This is a genomic window from Caballeronia grimmiae (assembly GCF_000698555.1).
In the GTDB taxonomy this organism is placed as follows: Bacteria; Pseudomonadota; Gammaproteobacteria; order Burkholderiales; family Burkholderiaceae; genus Caballeronia; species Caballeronia grimmiae.
This window is the reverse complement of the sequence record NZ_JFHE01000012.1, coordinates 59,435-74,477: the sequence shown is the minus strand read 5'-3', so window position 1 is coordinate 74,477 and position 15,043 is coordinate 59,435. Positions and strand designations below refer to the sequence as shown.

Sequence of the window (15,043 nt, the reverse complement as noted above, 5' to 3'; positions counted from 1 at the left end):
CGAAAGCCGCGCGAATGGGCGCATCTCATCGAACAGCAACAACGCAAAAACAAACATGAAGACGATCACCTCCCGCGCGGCCACCGCGCTTGCCGTATCCGCCATCGCATGCGCCTGCCAGTCCGCATTCGCGCAAAGCTCCGTGACGCTGTATGGCGTCGCCGACGTCAGCGTGCGGTATCTGACCAACGCGAACGCCAACAACGACGGCAAGCTCTACATGACGAACGGCGCGGTCACGAACAGCCGTATCGGCCTCAAGGGAACGGAAGATCTCGGCGGCGGACTGACGGCGATCTTTCGCCTCGAAGGCGGCGTGGAACTGAACAACGGCCAGTATTCGGATAGCCAGCGCGCCTTCAATCGCGCGGCGTATGTCGGGCTTGCGAACCAGTATGGTGCGCTCACGCTCGGCCGCCAGAAAACGCCGCTCTTCGACATGCTCGGCGATACCTACGATCCGCTCACCGTCGGCAATTACTTCGAGAATGCATGGCTGCCGGTCGCGCTCGGCGCGGGCCTCTATGCGGACAACGCCGTCAAGTACAACGGCACGTTCGCGGGCCTGACCATCGGCGCGATGTACTCGTTCGGCACCAACTACACCGCGACCGGTCCCGGCGGCTTCTCGGGCCAGGTGCCGGGGCATCTCGGCGCGGGCAACATGTACGGCTTCACGGCGTCGTATGCAATGGGGCCGCTGTCGATCGGCGGCGGCTATCAGCAGAACAGCGACAACGCGAGCAACAAGCAGAAAATCTGGAACGCGAACATCGTCTACACGATCGGGTCCGCGAAGCTGTATGCGGGCTATCTGCATTCGACCGACGACACCGGCTTCGTCGACAGTCTGCTCTCGCAACGCAACCTGGTGTCCGGCGTCGACATCCTCAAGGGTTCGGGCCGGCGCGACGATGGCCCGTTCGCGGGCGTCACGTGGCAAGTCACGCCTGCGCTGCTGCTCACGGGTGCGTTCTACTACGACCACATGAAGAACGCGGCGATCGGCGGCGGCGAGACGGGCAGCGGCAATCGCTACACGGGCGTCGCGCTCGCGGAATATGCGTTGTCGAAACGCACCGAAGTGTATGGCACCGTGGACTTCAACAAGGTCACGGGCGCGGGCTTCGTCGAGTTGCCGGGCAGATCGAACCAGACGGGCGTATCGGTCGGACTGCGCAATCTGTTCTGATCATGCCGAGCGTGTCGGCTTTCTCGCGGGCGCGGAATTTGCGGTTCAGCGCGCGTAGTCAATATCAAGGAGACGAGGATGTCCGACACTCACAGCACGCCGCAACTCGACCCGTGCAGGCTCGGCGTCGCGTTCATCGACGCGCAATTGCTGTCGCTTTGCACGCACGCCGGCTTGCTGGCCGACTGGATCGAGAACGGCCAGCGCGCGCCGGACTTCAGCGCGCTGGCGCGGCTGGTGGAACATCGGCGCGCGCATCCCGAAGCGCACGCGCATAGCGAAGACGGCATGCCGATGAAAGAGGAGCCGCAAGATGCGCTGCAGCCGTGGCCGACGCTGCCCGACGCATCGCAGCGCATGACGTTCGCCCTGCGTGTGCCGTGCCTGAATGCGATTCTCGCGGTGGCGGACTTCTTCGACGTGCATCGGCTGTCGAGTTCGCGCACGCCCGAAGTGCAGTTCCTGATGCGCCTGCGCGATGCTGCCGTGAATGGCGAGCGCTTTCGCATCGGCGCGGATGAGTACGTGCCTCATGCGGCGTATGGCGGTCTCATCATCGACAAGACGCTGGACGGTGCGGCGTTATTCGGCGATGGCGCGGAAACAGGCTTCATCGCATTCGGCGATGTCGTCGGCCTGCTCGGCTATTTGCGCAAGCTCCTGAAGAGCATGCAGGCGGTGATCAGTTCCGGCGATGCCGGCTGAAGCGCGATGAACGCGGCCGCGTACGTGGTGTAAGTTGCACGCAGGCGGCCGCGCGCATTCGGTGCCGCGTTACTGCGCCGGCGCCTTCTTCTGATGCTTATGGTGCTTGTGCGTTTTGCTGTACGCGGGGCGCTTTTGATTCGACGGATATTCGGCCGTTGCAAACGACAGCGTCGGTGCGGCAAACGCCGCCAGCACGAACAACGCGAGGGTCTTCTTGAAGGCAGTTTTCATCGGATGATAGAAAAATGAGTCGTGAATGAAGCGGTGCGAACGATGGTTCGTTCGCGCCAGCGATGTCGGCACTGCGCGTTCAGTGTAACCCTGCAAAATGACAGCGCGTCATTTTCGATCTTCGCGCGTCACGCGTTCGGTCCCTCCGGCAACTTGCGCTGCCACGCGACCGCAATCGCACTGCCGACGATCAGCGCGATCCCCGCAAGCGACAGCGTCCCGATCGTCTCGCCCCACGCGAGATAGCCGAACAACGCGGCCCATACGATGCTCGTGTAGTTGAACGGTGCGAGCGCGCCCGCGTCGGCGCGGCGATAGGCGACGGTCATCAGCAATTGTCCCGCTGTTGCGAACGCGCCCAGCAGCGCCATGATGGCGAGCGCCTGCAGCGTCGGGGTCTTCCAGCTGAAGGGCAGCGTGCATGCGGTGACGACCGTGCCGACCGCGCTGAAAAAGAACACTGTCGTGCGGGAATCGTCGGTGGCGCGGATACGCTTGATCTGCATGATCGACAACGCGCCGAAGAGCGCGCTCGCGAGCAGCAGCAACGGGCCGAACCAGTTGGCTTCACCGCCCCCGGGCCGCACGACCAGCAGCACGCCCGCGAAGCCGATGCACGCGGACCATGCGCCGCGCGTCGTCAGCTTCTCCTTGAGGATGAACGGCGCGAGCACGACGACGATCAGCGTCTCCGAATAGGCAATCGCGACCGCTTCCCCGAGCGGGATGAACGGAAGCCCCGCGAAGAAGAAGCCGGATGCGCCGAGCAGCGTCAGCGCGCGCATCGTTTGCCCTCTGACGTCGAGCGTCCTGATGCGCCCGGTCAGTGACCGCTTGCCGATGCAGCACATCGCCCACGCGGGGACGAGGCCGAACAGCATGCGAAAGAACGTCACTTCGTTGGGCGGATACTGCATCGCGACGACTTTCGCGAGCGCATCGACGATGGCGAAGCACAGCATCGACGCGAGAATGCAGCCGATGCTTGCAAGCGGCAACTGCCCGGCGCGCGTGGCGGTGATGGATGGCATGTCGGGCAATCAGTTAGCGGACAGCGTAGTGCCGCGGCGCTTGCGCGGCTTCGGCTCGACGCCCACACGCGGATCGCGGGCGAGCACGAGCGCGGTCAATTGCTCGGTGACCGCTTCGAAGTCGGGGCTTTCCTGTGCGACATACAGCCATTTCCCGAGCACCGGATGCGGCTGCAACGCGGGCATTGCTTCGATCAGCGCGGCGTGACGTTCCTGCGATGTGCACACGAGCAGGCCATTCCACGGCTTCTCGCGATCGGCGGCGACGAGGCACAGCAAGCCGTCGATATACGCGGCATCGCAACCGAACATGCGCTTGCGCAGGTAAGTCGCGTCGCGTTCGAGGGCGTCGAAGATCCAGAGCAGCGAATTGCGGATGGAAGAGGGCATCGTTCAACCGGGCTGCTGGCAGTCCGTCTGCAGCCACCGAGCGATCCGGCGCTGCGCCACCTGGAGATCGTCGGGGTAGTACGGGTCGTACCACTTCGACGGGTCGTAGCCGGCCTTCCGGAGCGCGGTCAGTTCGCTGTTGTTGCGCTCGCGGGTGGGCGGCGCATGATTTTGCAGCGCAAGGAGGTCACGGCATTCCGTTGCGGACAGATGTCTTGCGTCGGCCGGCGGTCCGCTCGCGGCGCAGCCGGCCAGCGCGAATGTCAGCGTTGCCGCCAGCGTCGACGCCAGCGCGCATCGCGTCGGCGAACGCATAAAGGCGATGTTCATTTCAGGTCTCGGAGGATTAGCCATACGCGGCTGTTGCATTGTGTCCGATTTCGCGCGATGTCGATTTTGGCGCCGGTCCATCGTCGTAGACTGTGTCGAGTTTTTCAAGTGAAAGGTGAGCACACCATGACTACCGGCACCGTCCGTCTGCAACGCGTCTTGCGCGCGACGCCCGAACGCATCTACCGCGCGTTCGTCGAACCCGACGCCATCGCGAAGTGGCTTCCGCCTTACGGCTTCACGTGTCAGGTCCATCATATGGATGCCCGCACGGGCGGCACGCACAAGATGTCGTTCCGCAATTTCAGCACCGGCCACGGCCATTCGTTCGGCGGCGAGTACCTCGAACTCGTGCCGTTCCAAACGCTGCGCTACACCGATCGTTTCGACGATCCGAACCTTCCCGGCGAGATGCACGTCACCGTGTCGCTGCGGCAGGTGTCGTGCGGAACGGAGCTGACCGTCGTGCAAGAGGGCATCCCCGACGTCATTCCGGTGGAGATGTGCTATCTCGGCTGGCAGGAATCGCTGCTGCAACTGGCGAGACTGGTCGAGCCGGACATCGCGGAATGATTCGACGCGGCCCTGAATGTCCGAAGCGTTCAGGGCCGCGCCGCGACTTCATCCAGATGCGCGAGCAAGTCGGCCGGATCTTCGTACACCCGTAACGCGCCCGCACGTTCCAGTTCGTCGCTGCCATAGCCGCCCGATAGCAGGCCCACGCCGAGCGAGCGGCAACGGCGCGCCGCGAGCATGTCCCAGATGCTGTCGCCGACGACGACCGTATGCTCGATCGGCACGTTCAGGCGCGCGGCGGCGGCGAGGAACAGATCGGGGTCGGGCTTCGCATACTTGACGTCGTCGCGCGTGATGACGACCTGCTTCGACGCATCGACGCCCAGTGCTTCGAGATTGACCGCCGCCGTCTCCATGCGTCCGCTCGTCGCGATGGCCCAGCGCGTGCCCGCGTCCGTCAGCGCGGCGAGCAATTCGCGCGCACCCGGCAGCGGACAGACCTGCGCGCGCAGCCGCTTGTACGCTTCGGCATGCAACTGGCGCAGCCGATCGACGCGTTCCGCGCTGATCTCGCCGTGCGTCTCGCGTAGCAACTGATTCGTGAAGAGCCCGCCGCTCATCCCGATCTTGCGATGGATGCGCCACACCGACAACTCGATGCCTTCCGCATCCAGCGCTTCCTTCCAGGCCAGCACGTGCTGATAGACGCTATCGACGAGCGTGCCGTCCAGGTCGAAGAGAAACGATGTTTCGATCCGCATGTTCTGCTCCCTAAGAGTCACTCCATGATACGCACGATCCTTCCGGCGAGGGCCAACGCACCGCAACGATGCGATAATCGATGTTCGCGCCGACTGGCCGCAATGTCGCGGTAAATCCGCATCCGATTCCACTTTCTCGCATTGATAGCGCACGACGGAGCCCATTTTGAGCCGCATCGACAATCCCGCTCGCGATCAGGAGGCCGGCGTGGCCGACTCCACGCAAGATACGACCCGCATCGACGACACGCGCATCAGCGCGGTGCGTCCGCTGATTTCGCCGGCGCTGCTGCTCGACGAACTGCCGGTCACGTCCGAGGTGCAATCGCTCGTGGAGCGAAGCCGCGCAGGGATCGCGAACATCCTGCATGGCCGCGATGACCGGCTCGTGGTCGTCGTGGGACCGTGTTCCATTCACGACCACGATCAGGCGATGCAATACGCGCGGACGCTGAAGACCGTCGCCGAGCGGCTCAGCGACGATCTGCTCATCGTGATGCGGGTGTACTTCGAAAAGCCGCGCACGACGGTCGGCTGGAAGGGCTATATCAACGATCCGCGTCTGGACGGCAGCTTCCGCATTAATGAAGGCCTGCGCCGCGCGCGCGAGCTTCTGCTCGAGATCAGCGGCCTCGGCTTGCCGACCGCCACCGAGTTTCTCGACCTGCTGAGTCCGCAGTACATCGCAGACCTGATCGCGTGGGGCGCTATCGGCGCGCGCACGACGGAAAGCCAGAGTCATCGGCAGCTTGCATCGGGGCTGTCATGCCCGATCGGCTTCAAGAACGGCACCGATGGCGGCGTGCAGGTGGCCGCCGACGCGATCGTCGCGGCAAGCGCGAGCCATGCGTTCATGGGCATGACGAAGATGGGCATGGCGGCGATCTTCGAAACGCGCGGCAATGCGGACTGTCACGTCATTCTGCGCGGCGGCAAGAAGGGCCCGAATTACGATGCCGAGAGCGTGAACGCAAGCTGCGCGGCGCTGGCGGCGCTCGGTCAGCGCGAGCAGGTGATGATCGATTGCTCGCACGCGAACTCGAACAAGTCGCATCTGCGTCAGATCGAAGTCGCCGAGGACATCGCGCGGCAATTGTCGGCGGGTGAAAAGCGCATCACGGGCGTGATGATCGAGAGTCATCTCGAAGAAGGGCGGCAGGACCTGAAGCCCGGCGTGCCGCTGAAGCACGGGGTTTCGATCACCGATGCATGTCTCGGGTGGACGCAGACGGAACCGGCGCTGGAGTTGCTGGCCGAGGCGGTGCGCCGGCGCAGGGCCGGGTAAGCACGCGCAACGATAGCTGCCGCACTCAGGCGGCAGCCGCCGCGTTCACCGCGTTGAGCAGCGCGTCCGGATCGTACGGCTTGCGCAAGTGGATCGCTCCCGGGAGCGCGTCGCGTTCATCGCCGCTCAACGCAAGCTCGTAGCCGGTCACGAACACCACGCCGAGCGCCGGTGCTTCGCGGCGCGCGGCCATTGCCAGTTCGACGCCCGATTCCCCCGCAAGATTCACGTCCGTCAGCAAGACTTCGAAGCGATGCTCGCGCAACAGCGTCATCGCTTCATCGACGCTCGCCGCTTCCGTCAGGTCCAGCCCCATCGTGCGCAGCAGTTCCGCACTGCTCGTGCGCACCATTTCGTTGTCTTCGACGAAGAGCACGCGTCTGGGTGCGCTTTCGGCCGGCTGGGCGGGAACATCCGCGGTCTCACGCCCGTTGCGCCCGAGCACGAGCCGGACCTTGCGCGCGAGCGCTTCATGCGTATAAGGCTTGCTCAACAGGTCGATGCCTTCGTCCAGCCGCCCGGCGTGGACGATCGCGTTATCGGTATAGCCCGACGTGAACAGCACCGCGATGCCCGGCACGCGCTCGCGCGCCTTGCGCGCAAGCTCGGTGCTGCGAAGCGGCCCCGGCATCACGACATCGGTGAAGATCAGGTCGATGGGCACGCCGCTTTCGACGATCGCGAGCGCGCTATGCGCGTCCTTCGCACGCAGCACGCGATAGCCGAGATCGGCGAGCAGGTCGACGACGGTCGCGCGCACTTCCTCATCGTCCTCGACGACGAGAATGGTTTCGCTGCCGCCCTTGGCCGGCCCCGCTTCCGTGTTCGTTTCCAGGTCTTCTTCCTCGCGCGCACGCGGCAGGTAGATGCGAACCGTCGTGCCGTGGCCTTCCTCGCTGTACACCTTCACGTGCCCGCCCGACTGCTTGACGAAGCCGTACACCATCGACAGTCCCAGACCCGTGCCTTGTCCTTCGCGCTTGGTCGTGAAGAACGGCTCGAACGCGCGTTCCTGCACTTCGGGCGACATGCCCGATCCGGTATCGGTGACGGCGACCATCACGTACTGGCCGGGCAACACGTCGGCGTTGCGCATCGCGTAGGTTTCATCGAGCGATGCATTGCCCGCCTCGATGGTCAGCTTGCCGTGCCCGTTCATCGCGTCGCGGGCGTTGATCGCGAGATTCAGCAGCGCGTTCTCCACTTGGAATGGATCGACGAGCGTGTTCCACAAGCCGCCCGACACGATCGTCTCGATCTCGATGCCATCGCCGAGCGCGCGGCGGAACATGTCGTCGAGGCCGCGCACGAAGCGTCCCAGATTGACGACCTTCGGCGCAAGCGGCTGGCGTCGTCCGAACGCGAGCAGTTGCGAGGCGAGATTCGCGCCGCGCGCCACGCCCGCGAGCGCGCTGCGCACGCGCTGCTCGGCCTTGTCGTGGCCCGCGACGTCTTTCGCGAGCAGTTGCAGGTTGCCGCCGACCACTTGCAGCAGGTTGTTGAAGTCGTGCGCGACGCCGCCCGTCAGCTTGCCGATGGCCTCCATCTTCTGCGCCATGCGCAGCGCTTCTTCGGCCTGACGCAGCGCGTCGGCGGTTTCGCGGTCGGCGGTGACGTCGCGGCCCACGCCGTGAATGCGCCGCGTGCGCGGATCGAGCGACAGCGTCCACGCGATCCAGCGCCATCCGCCATCGATGCGTGCGAGCCGGCATTCATAGCGCACCGGCGCGCCAGTTGCGCGCAGCCGGTCGATTTCGAGCGTGACGGAGGACGCGTCGTCGGGATGAACCAGTTCGAGCATCGTGCGCGCGTGCAGGCGCTGCCCGTCCATCCCGAGCACCGACGACCACGACGGACTCACGCGCAACAGCGCGCCATCGAAGCTCGCGATCACGAACAAGTCTTCGCTCAGTTCCCACAGCCGGTCGCGGTCCGCGACGACTTCGGTCACGCGCCGCTCGAGCGTCTCGTTCAGATCCCGCAGCGCGGCCTGCGCCCGGGTGCGCTCGGCGATTTCATCCTGCGCCGCCTGAAAGAGCCGCGCATTGTCGATGGCAATCGACGCCTGCGCCGCGATGCCGCCGAGAATGTGCTCGGCGCGCTCGTCGAAGATGTCCGGCTCGGGATGCCCGAAGAACAGACCGCCGAGCACTTCGCCGGTACGCGAAATGACCGGCGCGGCGAGATAGCTGCATACCGCGAGATGGCCTTTCGGCATGCCGTGATGCGGCGCGTTGTGGCCGTAGCGCGGGTCTTTGGTGATATCGGCTGAACGGACGATGCCCTCGCCGCGAAACGTCGGCCCGAACACGCTCGTGTTGCGCGGCATCGGAAACTTGGCGAAGGTGTCCTTCGGCACGCCCGAGAGCGCGTAGAGCGTGTAGCTGCCGCCTTCGTTGTCGAGCACGTTGTAGAAGAACGAACCGAACGCCGCGCCGGTCAGTTCGGTGGCCGCGTCGGTCACCACTTGCACGACGCGCGCAAGATCGAGTTCGCCCGCGACCGTCGTGCCGACGCGGTTCAGCACTTCCAGCACGCGCGATTCCTCGCGCAGACGCTGCTCGGTCTCGCGCCGCAGCCGCGCGAGCCGCAGATTGCTCGCCACGCGCGCAAGCAGTTCGCGGGCGGAGAACGGTTTGGTGAGGTAATCGTCGGCGCCGGCGTCGAGGCCGCCGACGCGCGCTTCCTCGCCCGCCCGCGCCGACAGCAGCACGACCGGCGTGTCGCGCAGCGTCTCGTCCTCACGCAGCGCGCGCAGCATGCCGAAGCCGTCGAGGCGCGGCATCATCACATCGGACACGATCACGTCGGGGCGCAGCGCGCGGGCGGCATCGAGCGCGGCGGCGCCATCGGCGGCGACGGCGACGTCGTGGCCCGCTGCGGCCAGCATGCGGCGCATGTAGTCGCGCAAGTCGGCGTTATCGTCGACGACGAGCACGCGGCCGGTCGCCGCGGGCGATGCAGTTGCCGCGTCGGCAGGCGCGAGCGGCGCGTCGAACGCGGGAACGAGACCGCCGATATCGCTGATGGCACCCACGATGTCGTCGGACGCATCGGGGTTCCAGCGCAGCGCCGCATCCACATACGAACGTGCGCCGCTGCTCGCTTCGGCGCGCGCAGCGGACTCGCGCGGAACGGACGCCTGCTGCGCGGCGGGCAACGCGACGCGGAAGCACGCGCCTTCGCCGGGCCGGCTTTCGACGCCGATGCGCCCGCCATGCAGCTTGACCAGCTCCTGCACCATCGCAAGGCCAATGCCGCTGCCTTCGACCGAGCGCCCCGGCGCGCCCGCGACACGATGAAAGCGCTCGAAGACGCGTTCCAGTTCGGCTTGCGGAATGCCGATGCCCGTGTCGCGCACGCACATCTCGATTTCGCGATCGGCGGTCGTGCGCAACGACACTTCGATTGCGCCATCGAACGTGAACTTGAACGCGTTCGACAGCAGGTTCATGACGACTTTTTCCCACATGTCGCGGTCGATGTCCGCGAGGATGGGCGTACGCGGAACATCGATGCGCAACTCGACGCCGGCCGATTCAATGGCCGAGCGGAACAGCGACGCGAGTTCGACGGTGAACGCGGCGATGTCCGTCGTCTGCCGATGCATCTCGATACGGCCCGCCTCGATGCGCGAAAAGTCCAGCAGCGCGTTGACGAGCTTCAGCAGCCGCAAGCCATTGCGATGCATCATCTCGACGAGCCGCACCTCGCCGGGCGCGACGCGCTCGCGGTTCGCAAGCATCTCTTCGAGCGGGCCGAGCATCAGCGTGAGCGGCGTGCGGAATTCGTGGCTGATGTTGGAGAAGAACGTCGTCTTCGCGCGATCGATTTCCGCGAGTGCTTCGGCGCGGCGGCGTTCTTCGTCGTAGGCATGGGCGTAGCCGATCGCCGCGCTGATCTGTCCCGCGACGAGATTCATGAACGCGCGATACCCCTCGTCGAACAGGCGATACGGATTCAGCGCGACCACGAGCACGCCCGCGTGACCGGTATCGCCGGTCGGCGCGATCGGCAGCAGCAAGGCGCGCGTGGGCGCCGCGTTCCATGCGCCGCTCGGCAACGCAACGTCGAAGTGCTCCTGCAGGTTCGTCACGAGCCGCGCCTCGTTGTCGCGCAGGACATCGTGAACGGGCCATGCGCCGGGCTGCCCCGCGTGCAGCGTTTCGGGCGCGGCGGGATGCCCCGGCGCGATGCCGCACGCGCCGACCAGCGTCGCCGTCTGGTTCGCGGGCTCGGCTGCGTAGAGCAGCGCGAAGGGCATGTCGCGCGGGGCGTCACGGAGCGCCTTCATCGAACGTTCGCAGGCCTCGCGCCAGGTGCGCGCATCGGCGGCGGACGTCGCGAGTTCGCGCAGCACGAGGAGTTGGCGTTCGCCGAGCACGCGCTGCGTATCGTCGCTGTTCGCGCAGATGATGCCGCCGGCGCCGCCGCGATCGTCGGGAATCGGGCTGTAGGAGAACGTGTAGTACGTTTCCTCCGGGAAGCCGTTGCGCTCCATGATGAGCAGTTTCTGTTCGACGAACGTGCCTTCGACGCCCGCGAGCGCGGTGTCCAGCAGCGGTCCGATGTCGTTCCAGATCTCGCGCCACACGACGGAGGTTGGCTGGCCGAGCGCCTGCGGATGCTTGCCGCCGATGATCGGCTTGTAGGCGTCGTTATAAAAGAACAGAAGCTCGCGGCCCCAGCCGATCCAGATGGGCTGGCGCGAGGTCAGCATGATGCGGATGGCCGTCTTGAGGCTTTGCGGCCAGTGCGCCGGTTCGCCGAGCGAGGTCTGGGTCCAATCGAAGCCACGGATGAGCACGCCCATCTCGCCGCCGCCGAGCAGGAAGCTCGGTTCGACGCCGTCTGCTGTCGTATCCGGGATCAGGTTATTGGACTTCATCGACGCTGAATCTCCTCGCTGGTCTTGTCGATGCGGCGGCACGGCTCGCAAAAGCGACGTTCTGGGGATGTGGCTAGGTGAATGAGCCACGCGATTTTCGCATGGAACACGCGGTTTCCCGACATCGGCAAGCGGGGCAGCCACGGCGAATCCGGGTGGACTCCGGCCAACAGCAAGTATCGTGACCCGCGCACCTCAACTCTTTCCGAAAAGCGGGAAATCTTGCTGGAAGTTACGTGTAAGGATTGCTTCTTGCTTGGACAAAAGTTATGAGCACGGAGAACTTTATGCAAACCAGACAGCAGGCATCGACCGACCAACTCGACACCATCCCCGACACCACCAGCCCCGCCTATGCGAAGGCCAACCCGGTGATGCGGGCATTCGACAGCTTCGCGAGTCTCGTCACGCGCTGGGCCGGGTCGCCTTATGCGTTCGGCTTCGCGGTGACGAGCATCGTCGTATGGGTCGTCACCGGGCCGATCTTTCACTACTCGGACGGCTGGCAGCTCGTCATCAATACCGGCACGACGATCGTCACGTTCCTGATGGTGTTCCTGATCCAGCAGAGCCAGAACAAGGACAGCGTCGCGCTGCATCTGAAACTGAACGAACTGCTCGCGTCGCACCGAAGGGCGAGCAATCAGCTGATCGGCATCGAGGATGCAAGCGAGGAAGAACTGCGCAGGCTCGCCGCCGCTTATCTGCGTCTGGCCGCCGAGGGCGGTGCAAACGCGGGAAAAGGACCGTCGCCGGCGTGTGACGTCGCTGCCGCCGATGCCGATGCCGAAACCGAAACCGAAGCGGAAGGCACAGGCGGGCGGTCGCGAGGCAACGGCGCGCGCTGAAGGCCGCGCCGTCGCGTTACTTGTCCTTGTGCCCCGGCAGCACTGCGCCGAGCACCTGCTTTGCGGTATCGACGATTACGTTGCCTTGATCGGGATCGCCTTCGAATAGCGTCGTCGCGAACGCCCTCGCCTGTTGCAGCGTAAAGTGCGGCGGCAGCGGCGGCACGTTCGGATCGGTCTTCACTTCGATCACGACAGGACGATCCGACGCGAGCGCTTCATCCCATACCGCGGCCATGCGCTCGGCATCGTCGACATAGAAGCCGCGCAAGCCGATCAGTTCCGCGAAACGGTGATACGGCACCGACGGAATCTGCTGCGACGCTTCGAACTTCGGATCGCCGTTCATCACGCGCTGCTCCCACGTGACCTGATTCAGGTCTTCGTTATTGAGCACCATGCAGATCCAGCGCGGATCGGACCACTGCTTCCAGTATTTCGACACCGTGATGAGCTCGGCCATGTTGCTCATCTGCATGGCGCCATCGCCGACGAGCGCGATCACCGGGCGCCCGGGATGCGCGAACTTCGCGGCGATCGCATAAGGGACCGCTGCGCCCATCGATGCCAGGCCGCCGGACAGCGAGCACATCATGCCGCGCTTCACTTTGAGATCGCGTGCATACCAGTTCGCGCACGAACCGGAATCGCTGGTGACGATCGCATTCGACGGCACACGCGGCGACAGTTCCCATACCGTGCGTTGCGGATTTACGCCGCTTTGCGCCGGTTCGAGCGCGCGCTTTTCGAGCTTTTTCCACCAGTCTTCCATCCAGCCTTCGATGTCCTTGCGCCACCCACGGCCCGTCTTCTCTTCGAGCAGCGGCAGCAGCGCGCGCAAGGTTTCGGCGCTATCGCCGACGAGGTTGACTTCCATCGGATAGCGGATCGACAGCATGTCCGCCTTGATGTCGATCTGCACGCCGCGCGCCGCGCCTTCCTTCGGCAGAAACTCGGAATACGGAAAGCCCGAGCCGATCATCAGCAGCGTGTCGCAGCCGGTCATCAGCTTGTAGCTGGGCTCGGTGCCGAGCAGGCCGATTGAGCCGGTGACGAAAGGCAGATCGTCGGGCAACGCGGCCTTGCCGAGCAGCGCCTTCGCGACGCCCGCGCCCAGCTTCTCGGCGACGGCGATCACTTCGTCGGTGGCCTGAAGCGCGCCCGCGCCGACGAGGATCGCGACCTTCTTGCCCGCGTTGAGCACATCGGCGGCGCGTTGCAGATCGTCGGCATAAGGGACGATTTTCGGCGCGTTATAACCGACGCCCGAATGCACCGTCCCATGCTTGCGGCCGGGCGGCTCGTAGTCCATATCCTGAAGATCGTTCGGCAGGATCAGCGCCGTGACCCTGCGTTCGCCGAGCGCCGTGCGGACCGCGCGATCGACGAGATGCCGAATCTGCGACGGCACGCTCGCCTGCTGCACGAAGGCGCCGGCGACGTCCTTGAACATGGCCGACAGATCGAGTTCCTGCTGATAGTGTCCGCCGAGCGCGGCGCGCGCCTGCTGGCCCGCGATGGCGAGCACCGGGACGTGATCGAGCCTGGCGTCGTAAAGACCGGTCAGCAGATGCGAAGCGCCCGGTCCCGAAGTGGCAATGCACACGCCGAGTTCGCCCGTGAACTTCGCATGGGCGGACGCCATGAATGCGGCCATCTCCTCATGCCGCGCCTGAATGAATTCGATCTTGCCGTTCGCGCGATTGAGCGCGCCGAACACGCCGTTGATGCCATCGCCGGGATAGCCGAAGATGCGGCGCACGCCCCAGGCGTACAGGCGGTCGACCAGAAAATCGCCGACGGTGGTTGACATGGTGATTGCCTCCGTAATGCGTGCGGGATGAATGCAGCAACGAGAGGCAGCCAGCAAGGCACATGCCGAATGCGTGGAATCGCGATGTCAGTTCAATGCGCGATTTTGGCGGGCGTCGCCCTGCGTTTCAGCACGCGCGCCTGCAACACGATCACGAGCAACAGGAACAGGCCGCGAATCACCGACTGCCAGTACGCGGACAAGCTGATATAGCCCAAGCCGTTCTCGAAGTTCAGCAGGTTGAACACGAGTCCGAGCAGCGCGACGCCTGCAATCGTCATCGCGATGGAGCCTTCGCCGCCCGTCAGCCGCGTGCCGCCGAGCACGACGGCCGAGATCGCGAACAGCTCCCAGCCGACGCCTTCGTTCGGCTGTCCCGCGCCGAATTGCGCGGCCAGAATCGCGCCGGCGATGCCCGCGAGCAGGCCGCTCACCGCATAGACCGCGACGAGCGTGCGATCCACGTTCAGCCCCATCAGCCGCGATGCCTCTTCGCTGCCGCCGATGGCGAGCGCATGCCGCCCGAAGCGCGAACTGCGCAGCGCGATCCATCCGGCGACTGCCGCGATCAGCGACACGATGCCCGGTACGGGTAGGCCGAGGAAATCGCCCTGGCCGAACGCGGCGAAGTTCGTGTCGGATGAGATCGCCACCGCATCGTTATGACCGAGCAACAGCGCGAGGCCATGCGCGCCGAGACTCGTCGCGAGCGTGACGATGAACGGCAGAATCCGCATATGCGTGATGACCATGCCGTTCAGCACGCCCACGGCCAGCCCCGCGAACGATCCGGCGAGCACGCCCGCCACCGCGCCGTGCGGGCTCGCCAGCGCGGAAACAACGCTCGCCAGCGCGGCCACCGCGCCCACGGACAAGTCGATGCCGCCCGTGATGATGACGAACGCCATGCCGATGGAGATCAGCGCGAACATCGAGTTGTATCGCCAGAAGGACGTCACGTTGTACGCCGACGCGAAATGCTCATAGCGCACGAGGCCGAGCACGAGCAAGGCCACGAGTGCAATCAGGATCGGAAGGTTCTTCTTCATG

The 15,043-nt window shown here is 65.1% G+C and carries 13 protein-coding genes; 5 read left to right on the top strand and 8 right to left on the bottom strand.

Annotation, left to right across the window (positions count from 1 at the left end):
• Positions 1 to 55 precede the first annotated feature (55 nt).
• Positions 56 to 1,192 (top strand): porin, encoded by a 1,137-nt coding sequence (locus BG57_RS14955; RefSeq protein ID WP_035965287.1) that lies wholly within the window; start codon positions 56 to 58, stop codon positions 1,190 to 1,192.
• Between the two features lie 78 nt (positions 1,193 to 1,270).
• Complete coding sequence (locus BG57_RS14950) at positions 1,271 to 1,897, top strand: hypothetical protein (protein ID WP_035965277.1); 627 nt, start codon at positions 1,271 to 1,273, stop codon at positions 1,895 to 1,897.
• 69 nt (positions 1,898 to 1,966) lie between these two features.
• Here BG57_RS14950 and BG57_RS33045 read toward each other — a convergent pair whose 3' ends face one another.
• From BG57_RS33045 to BG57_RS14930, 4 genes are all read right to left on the bottom strand, one after another.
• The gene (locus BG57_RS33045; protein WP_160174735.1) at positions 1,967 to 2,131 is read right to left on the bottom strand and encodes a hypothetical protein; all 165 of its coding nucleotides are present in this window, start codon (positions 2,129 to 2,131) and stop codon (positions 1,967 to 1,969) included.
• A gap of 128 nt (positions 2,132 to 2,259) precedes the next feature.
• Positions 2,260 to 3,162 (bottom strand): DMT family transporter, encoded by a 903-nt coding sequence (locus BG57_RS14940; RefSeq protein ID WP_035965815.1) that lies wholly within the window; start codon positions 3,160 to 3,162, stop codon positions 2,260 to 2,262.
• Positions 3,163 to 3,171: 9 nt separating this feature from the next.
• Positions 3,172 to 3,552, bottom strand: coding sequence for a hypothetical protein (locus tag BG57_RS14935; RefSeq protein WP_035965270.1), 381 nt, complete (start codon positions 3,550 to 3,552; stop codon positions 3,172 to 3,174).
• A gap of 3 nt (positions 3,553 to 3,555) precedes the next feature.
• Positions 3,556 to 3,882 (bottom strand): DUF4148 domain-containing protein, encoded by a 327-nt coding sequence (locus tag BG57_RS14930; RefSeq protein ID WP_371875863.1) that lies wholly within the window; start codon positions 3,880 to 3,882, stop codon positions 3,556 to 3,558.
• A 126-nt stretch (positions 3,883 to 4,008) separates the two neighbouring features.
• On the opposite strand from BG57_RS14930, the gene BG57_RS14925 reads away from it, so the two are divergent.
• Positions 4,009 to 4,455 (top strand): SRPBCC family protein, encoded by a 447-nt coding sequence (locus BG57_RS14925; RefSeq protein ID WP_035965268.1) that lies wholly within the window; start codon positions 4,009 to 4,011, stop codon positions 4,453 to 4,455.
• Between the two features lie 29 nt (positions 4,456 to 4,484).
• On the opposite strand, the gene BG57_RS14920 is transcribed toward BG57_RS14925, so the two are convergent.
• Entirely contained in the window at positions 4,485 to 5,159 is a 675-nt protein-coding gene (locus tag BG57_RS14920; protein WP_035965263.1) for an HAD family hydrolase, read from the bottom strand.
• Between the two features lie 166 nt (positions 5,160 to 5,325).
• Here BG57_RS14920 and BG57_RS14915 point away from each other — a divergent pair, with 166 nt between their 5' ends.
• Positions 5,326 to 6,444 (top strand): 3-deoxy-7-phosphoheptulonate synthase, encoded by a 1,119-nt coding sequence (locus BG57_RS14915; protein ID WP_035965261.1) that lies wholly within the window; start codon positions 5,326 to 5,328, stop codon positions 6,442 to 6,444.
• Between the two features lie 25 nt (positions 6,445 to 6,469).
• Here BG57_RS14915 and BG57_RS14910 read toward each other — a convergent pair whose 3' ends face one another.
• Complete coding sequence (locus BG57_RS14910) at positions 6,470 to 11,332, bottom strand: response regulator (protein WP_035965259.1); 4,863 nt, start codon at positions 11,330 to 11,332, stop codon at positions 6,470 to 6,472.
• Between the two features lie 287 nt (positions 11,333 to 11,619).
• Between BG57_RS14910 and BG57_RS14905 the strand changes: the two genes are divergently transcribed.
• On the top strand, positions 11,620 to 12,180 hold the full coding sequence (locus BG57_RS14905; RefSeq protein ID WP_035965810.1) for a low affinity iron permease family protein: 561 nt from the start codon (positions 11,620 to 11,622) through the stop codon (positions 12,178 to 12,180).
• Positions 12,181 to 12,196: 16 nt separating this feature from the next.
• On the opposite strand, the gene BG57_RS14900 is transcribed toward BG57_RS14905, so the two are convergent.
• The gene (locus tag BG57_RS14900) at positions 12,197 to 13,993 is read right to left on the bottom strand and encodes a thiamine pyrophosphate-requiring protein (RefSeq protein ID WP_035965256.1); all 1,797 of its coding nucleotides are present in this window, start codon (positions 13,991 to 13,993) and stop codon (positions 12,197 to 12,199) included.
• A 92-nt stretch (positions 13,994 to 14,085) separates the two neighbouring features.
• Positions 14,086 to 15,042 carry an ABC transporter permease gene (locus BG57_RS14895; protein ID WP_035965253.1) on the bottom strand — a complete coding sequence of 319 codons (957 nt, stop codon included), beginning with the start codon at positions 15,040 to 15,042 and terminating at the stop codon, positions 14,086 to 14,088.
• Position 15,043 lies beyond the last annotated feature (1 nt).

Excerpts from the sequence above, each read along its gene's own strand:
- BG57_RS14955 (WP_035965287.1), top strand. The coding sequence starts at position 56 with ATGAAGACGATCACCTCCCGCGCGGCCACCGCGCTTGCCGTATCCGCC.
- BG57_RS14950 (WP_035965277.1), top strand. The coding sequence starts at position 1,271 with ATGTCCGACACTCACAGCACGCCGCAACTCGACCCGTGCAGGCTCGGC.
- BG57_RS33045 (WP_160174735.1), bottom strand. The coding sequence starts at position 2,131 with ATGAAAACTGCCTTCAAGAAGACCCTCGCGTTGTTCGTGCTGGCGGCG.
- BG57_RS14940 (WP_035965815.1), bottom strand. The coding sequence starts at position 3,162 with ATGCCATCCATCACCGCCACGCGCGCCGGGCAGTTGCCGCTTGCAAGC.
- BG57_RS14935 (WP_035965270.1), bottom strand. The coding sequence starts at position 3,552 with ATGCCCTCTTCCATCCGCAATTCGCTGCTCTGGATCTTCGACGCCCTC.
- BG57_RS14930 (WP_371875863.1), bottom strand. The coding sequence starts at position 3,882 with ATGAACATCGCCTTTATGCGTTCGCCGACGCGATGCGCGCTGGCGTCG.
- BG57_RS14925 (WP_035965268.1), top strand. The coding sequence starts at position 4,009 with ATGACTACCGGCACCGTCCGTCTGCAACGCGTCTTGCGCGCGACGCCC.
- BG57_RS14920 (WP_035965263.1), bottom strand. The coding sequence starts at position 5,159 with ATGCGGATCGAAACATCGTTTCTCTTCGACCTGGACGGCACGCTCGTC.
- BG57_RS14910 (WP_035965259.1), bottom strand. The coding sequence starts at position 11,332 with ATGAAGTCCAATAACCTGATCCCGGATACGACAGCAGACGGCGTCGAA.
- BG57_RS14905 (WP_035965810.1), top strand. The coding sequence starts at position 11,620 with ATGCAAACCAGACAGCAGGCATCGACCGACCAACTCGACACCATCCCC.
- BG57_RS14900 (WP_035965256.1), bottom strand. The coding sequence starts at position 13,993 with ATGTCAACCACCGTCGGCGATTTTCTGGTCGACCGCCTGTACGCCTGG.
- BG57_RS14895 (WP_035965253.1), bottom strand. The coding sequence starts at position 15,042 with ATGAAGAAGAACCTTCCGATCCTGATTGCACTCGTGGCCTTGCTCGTG.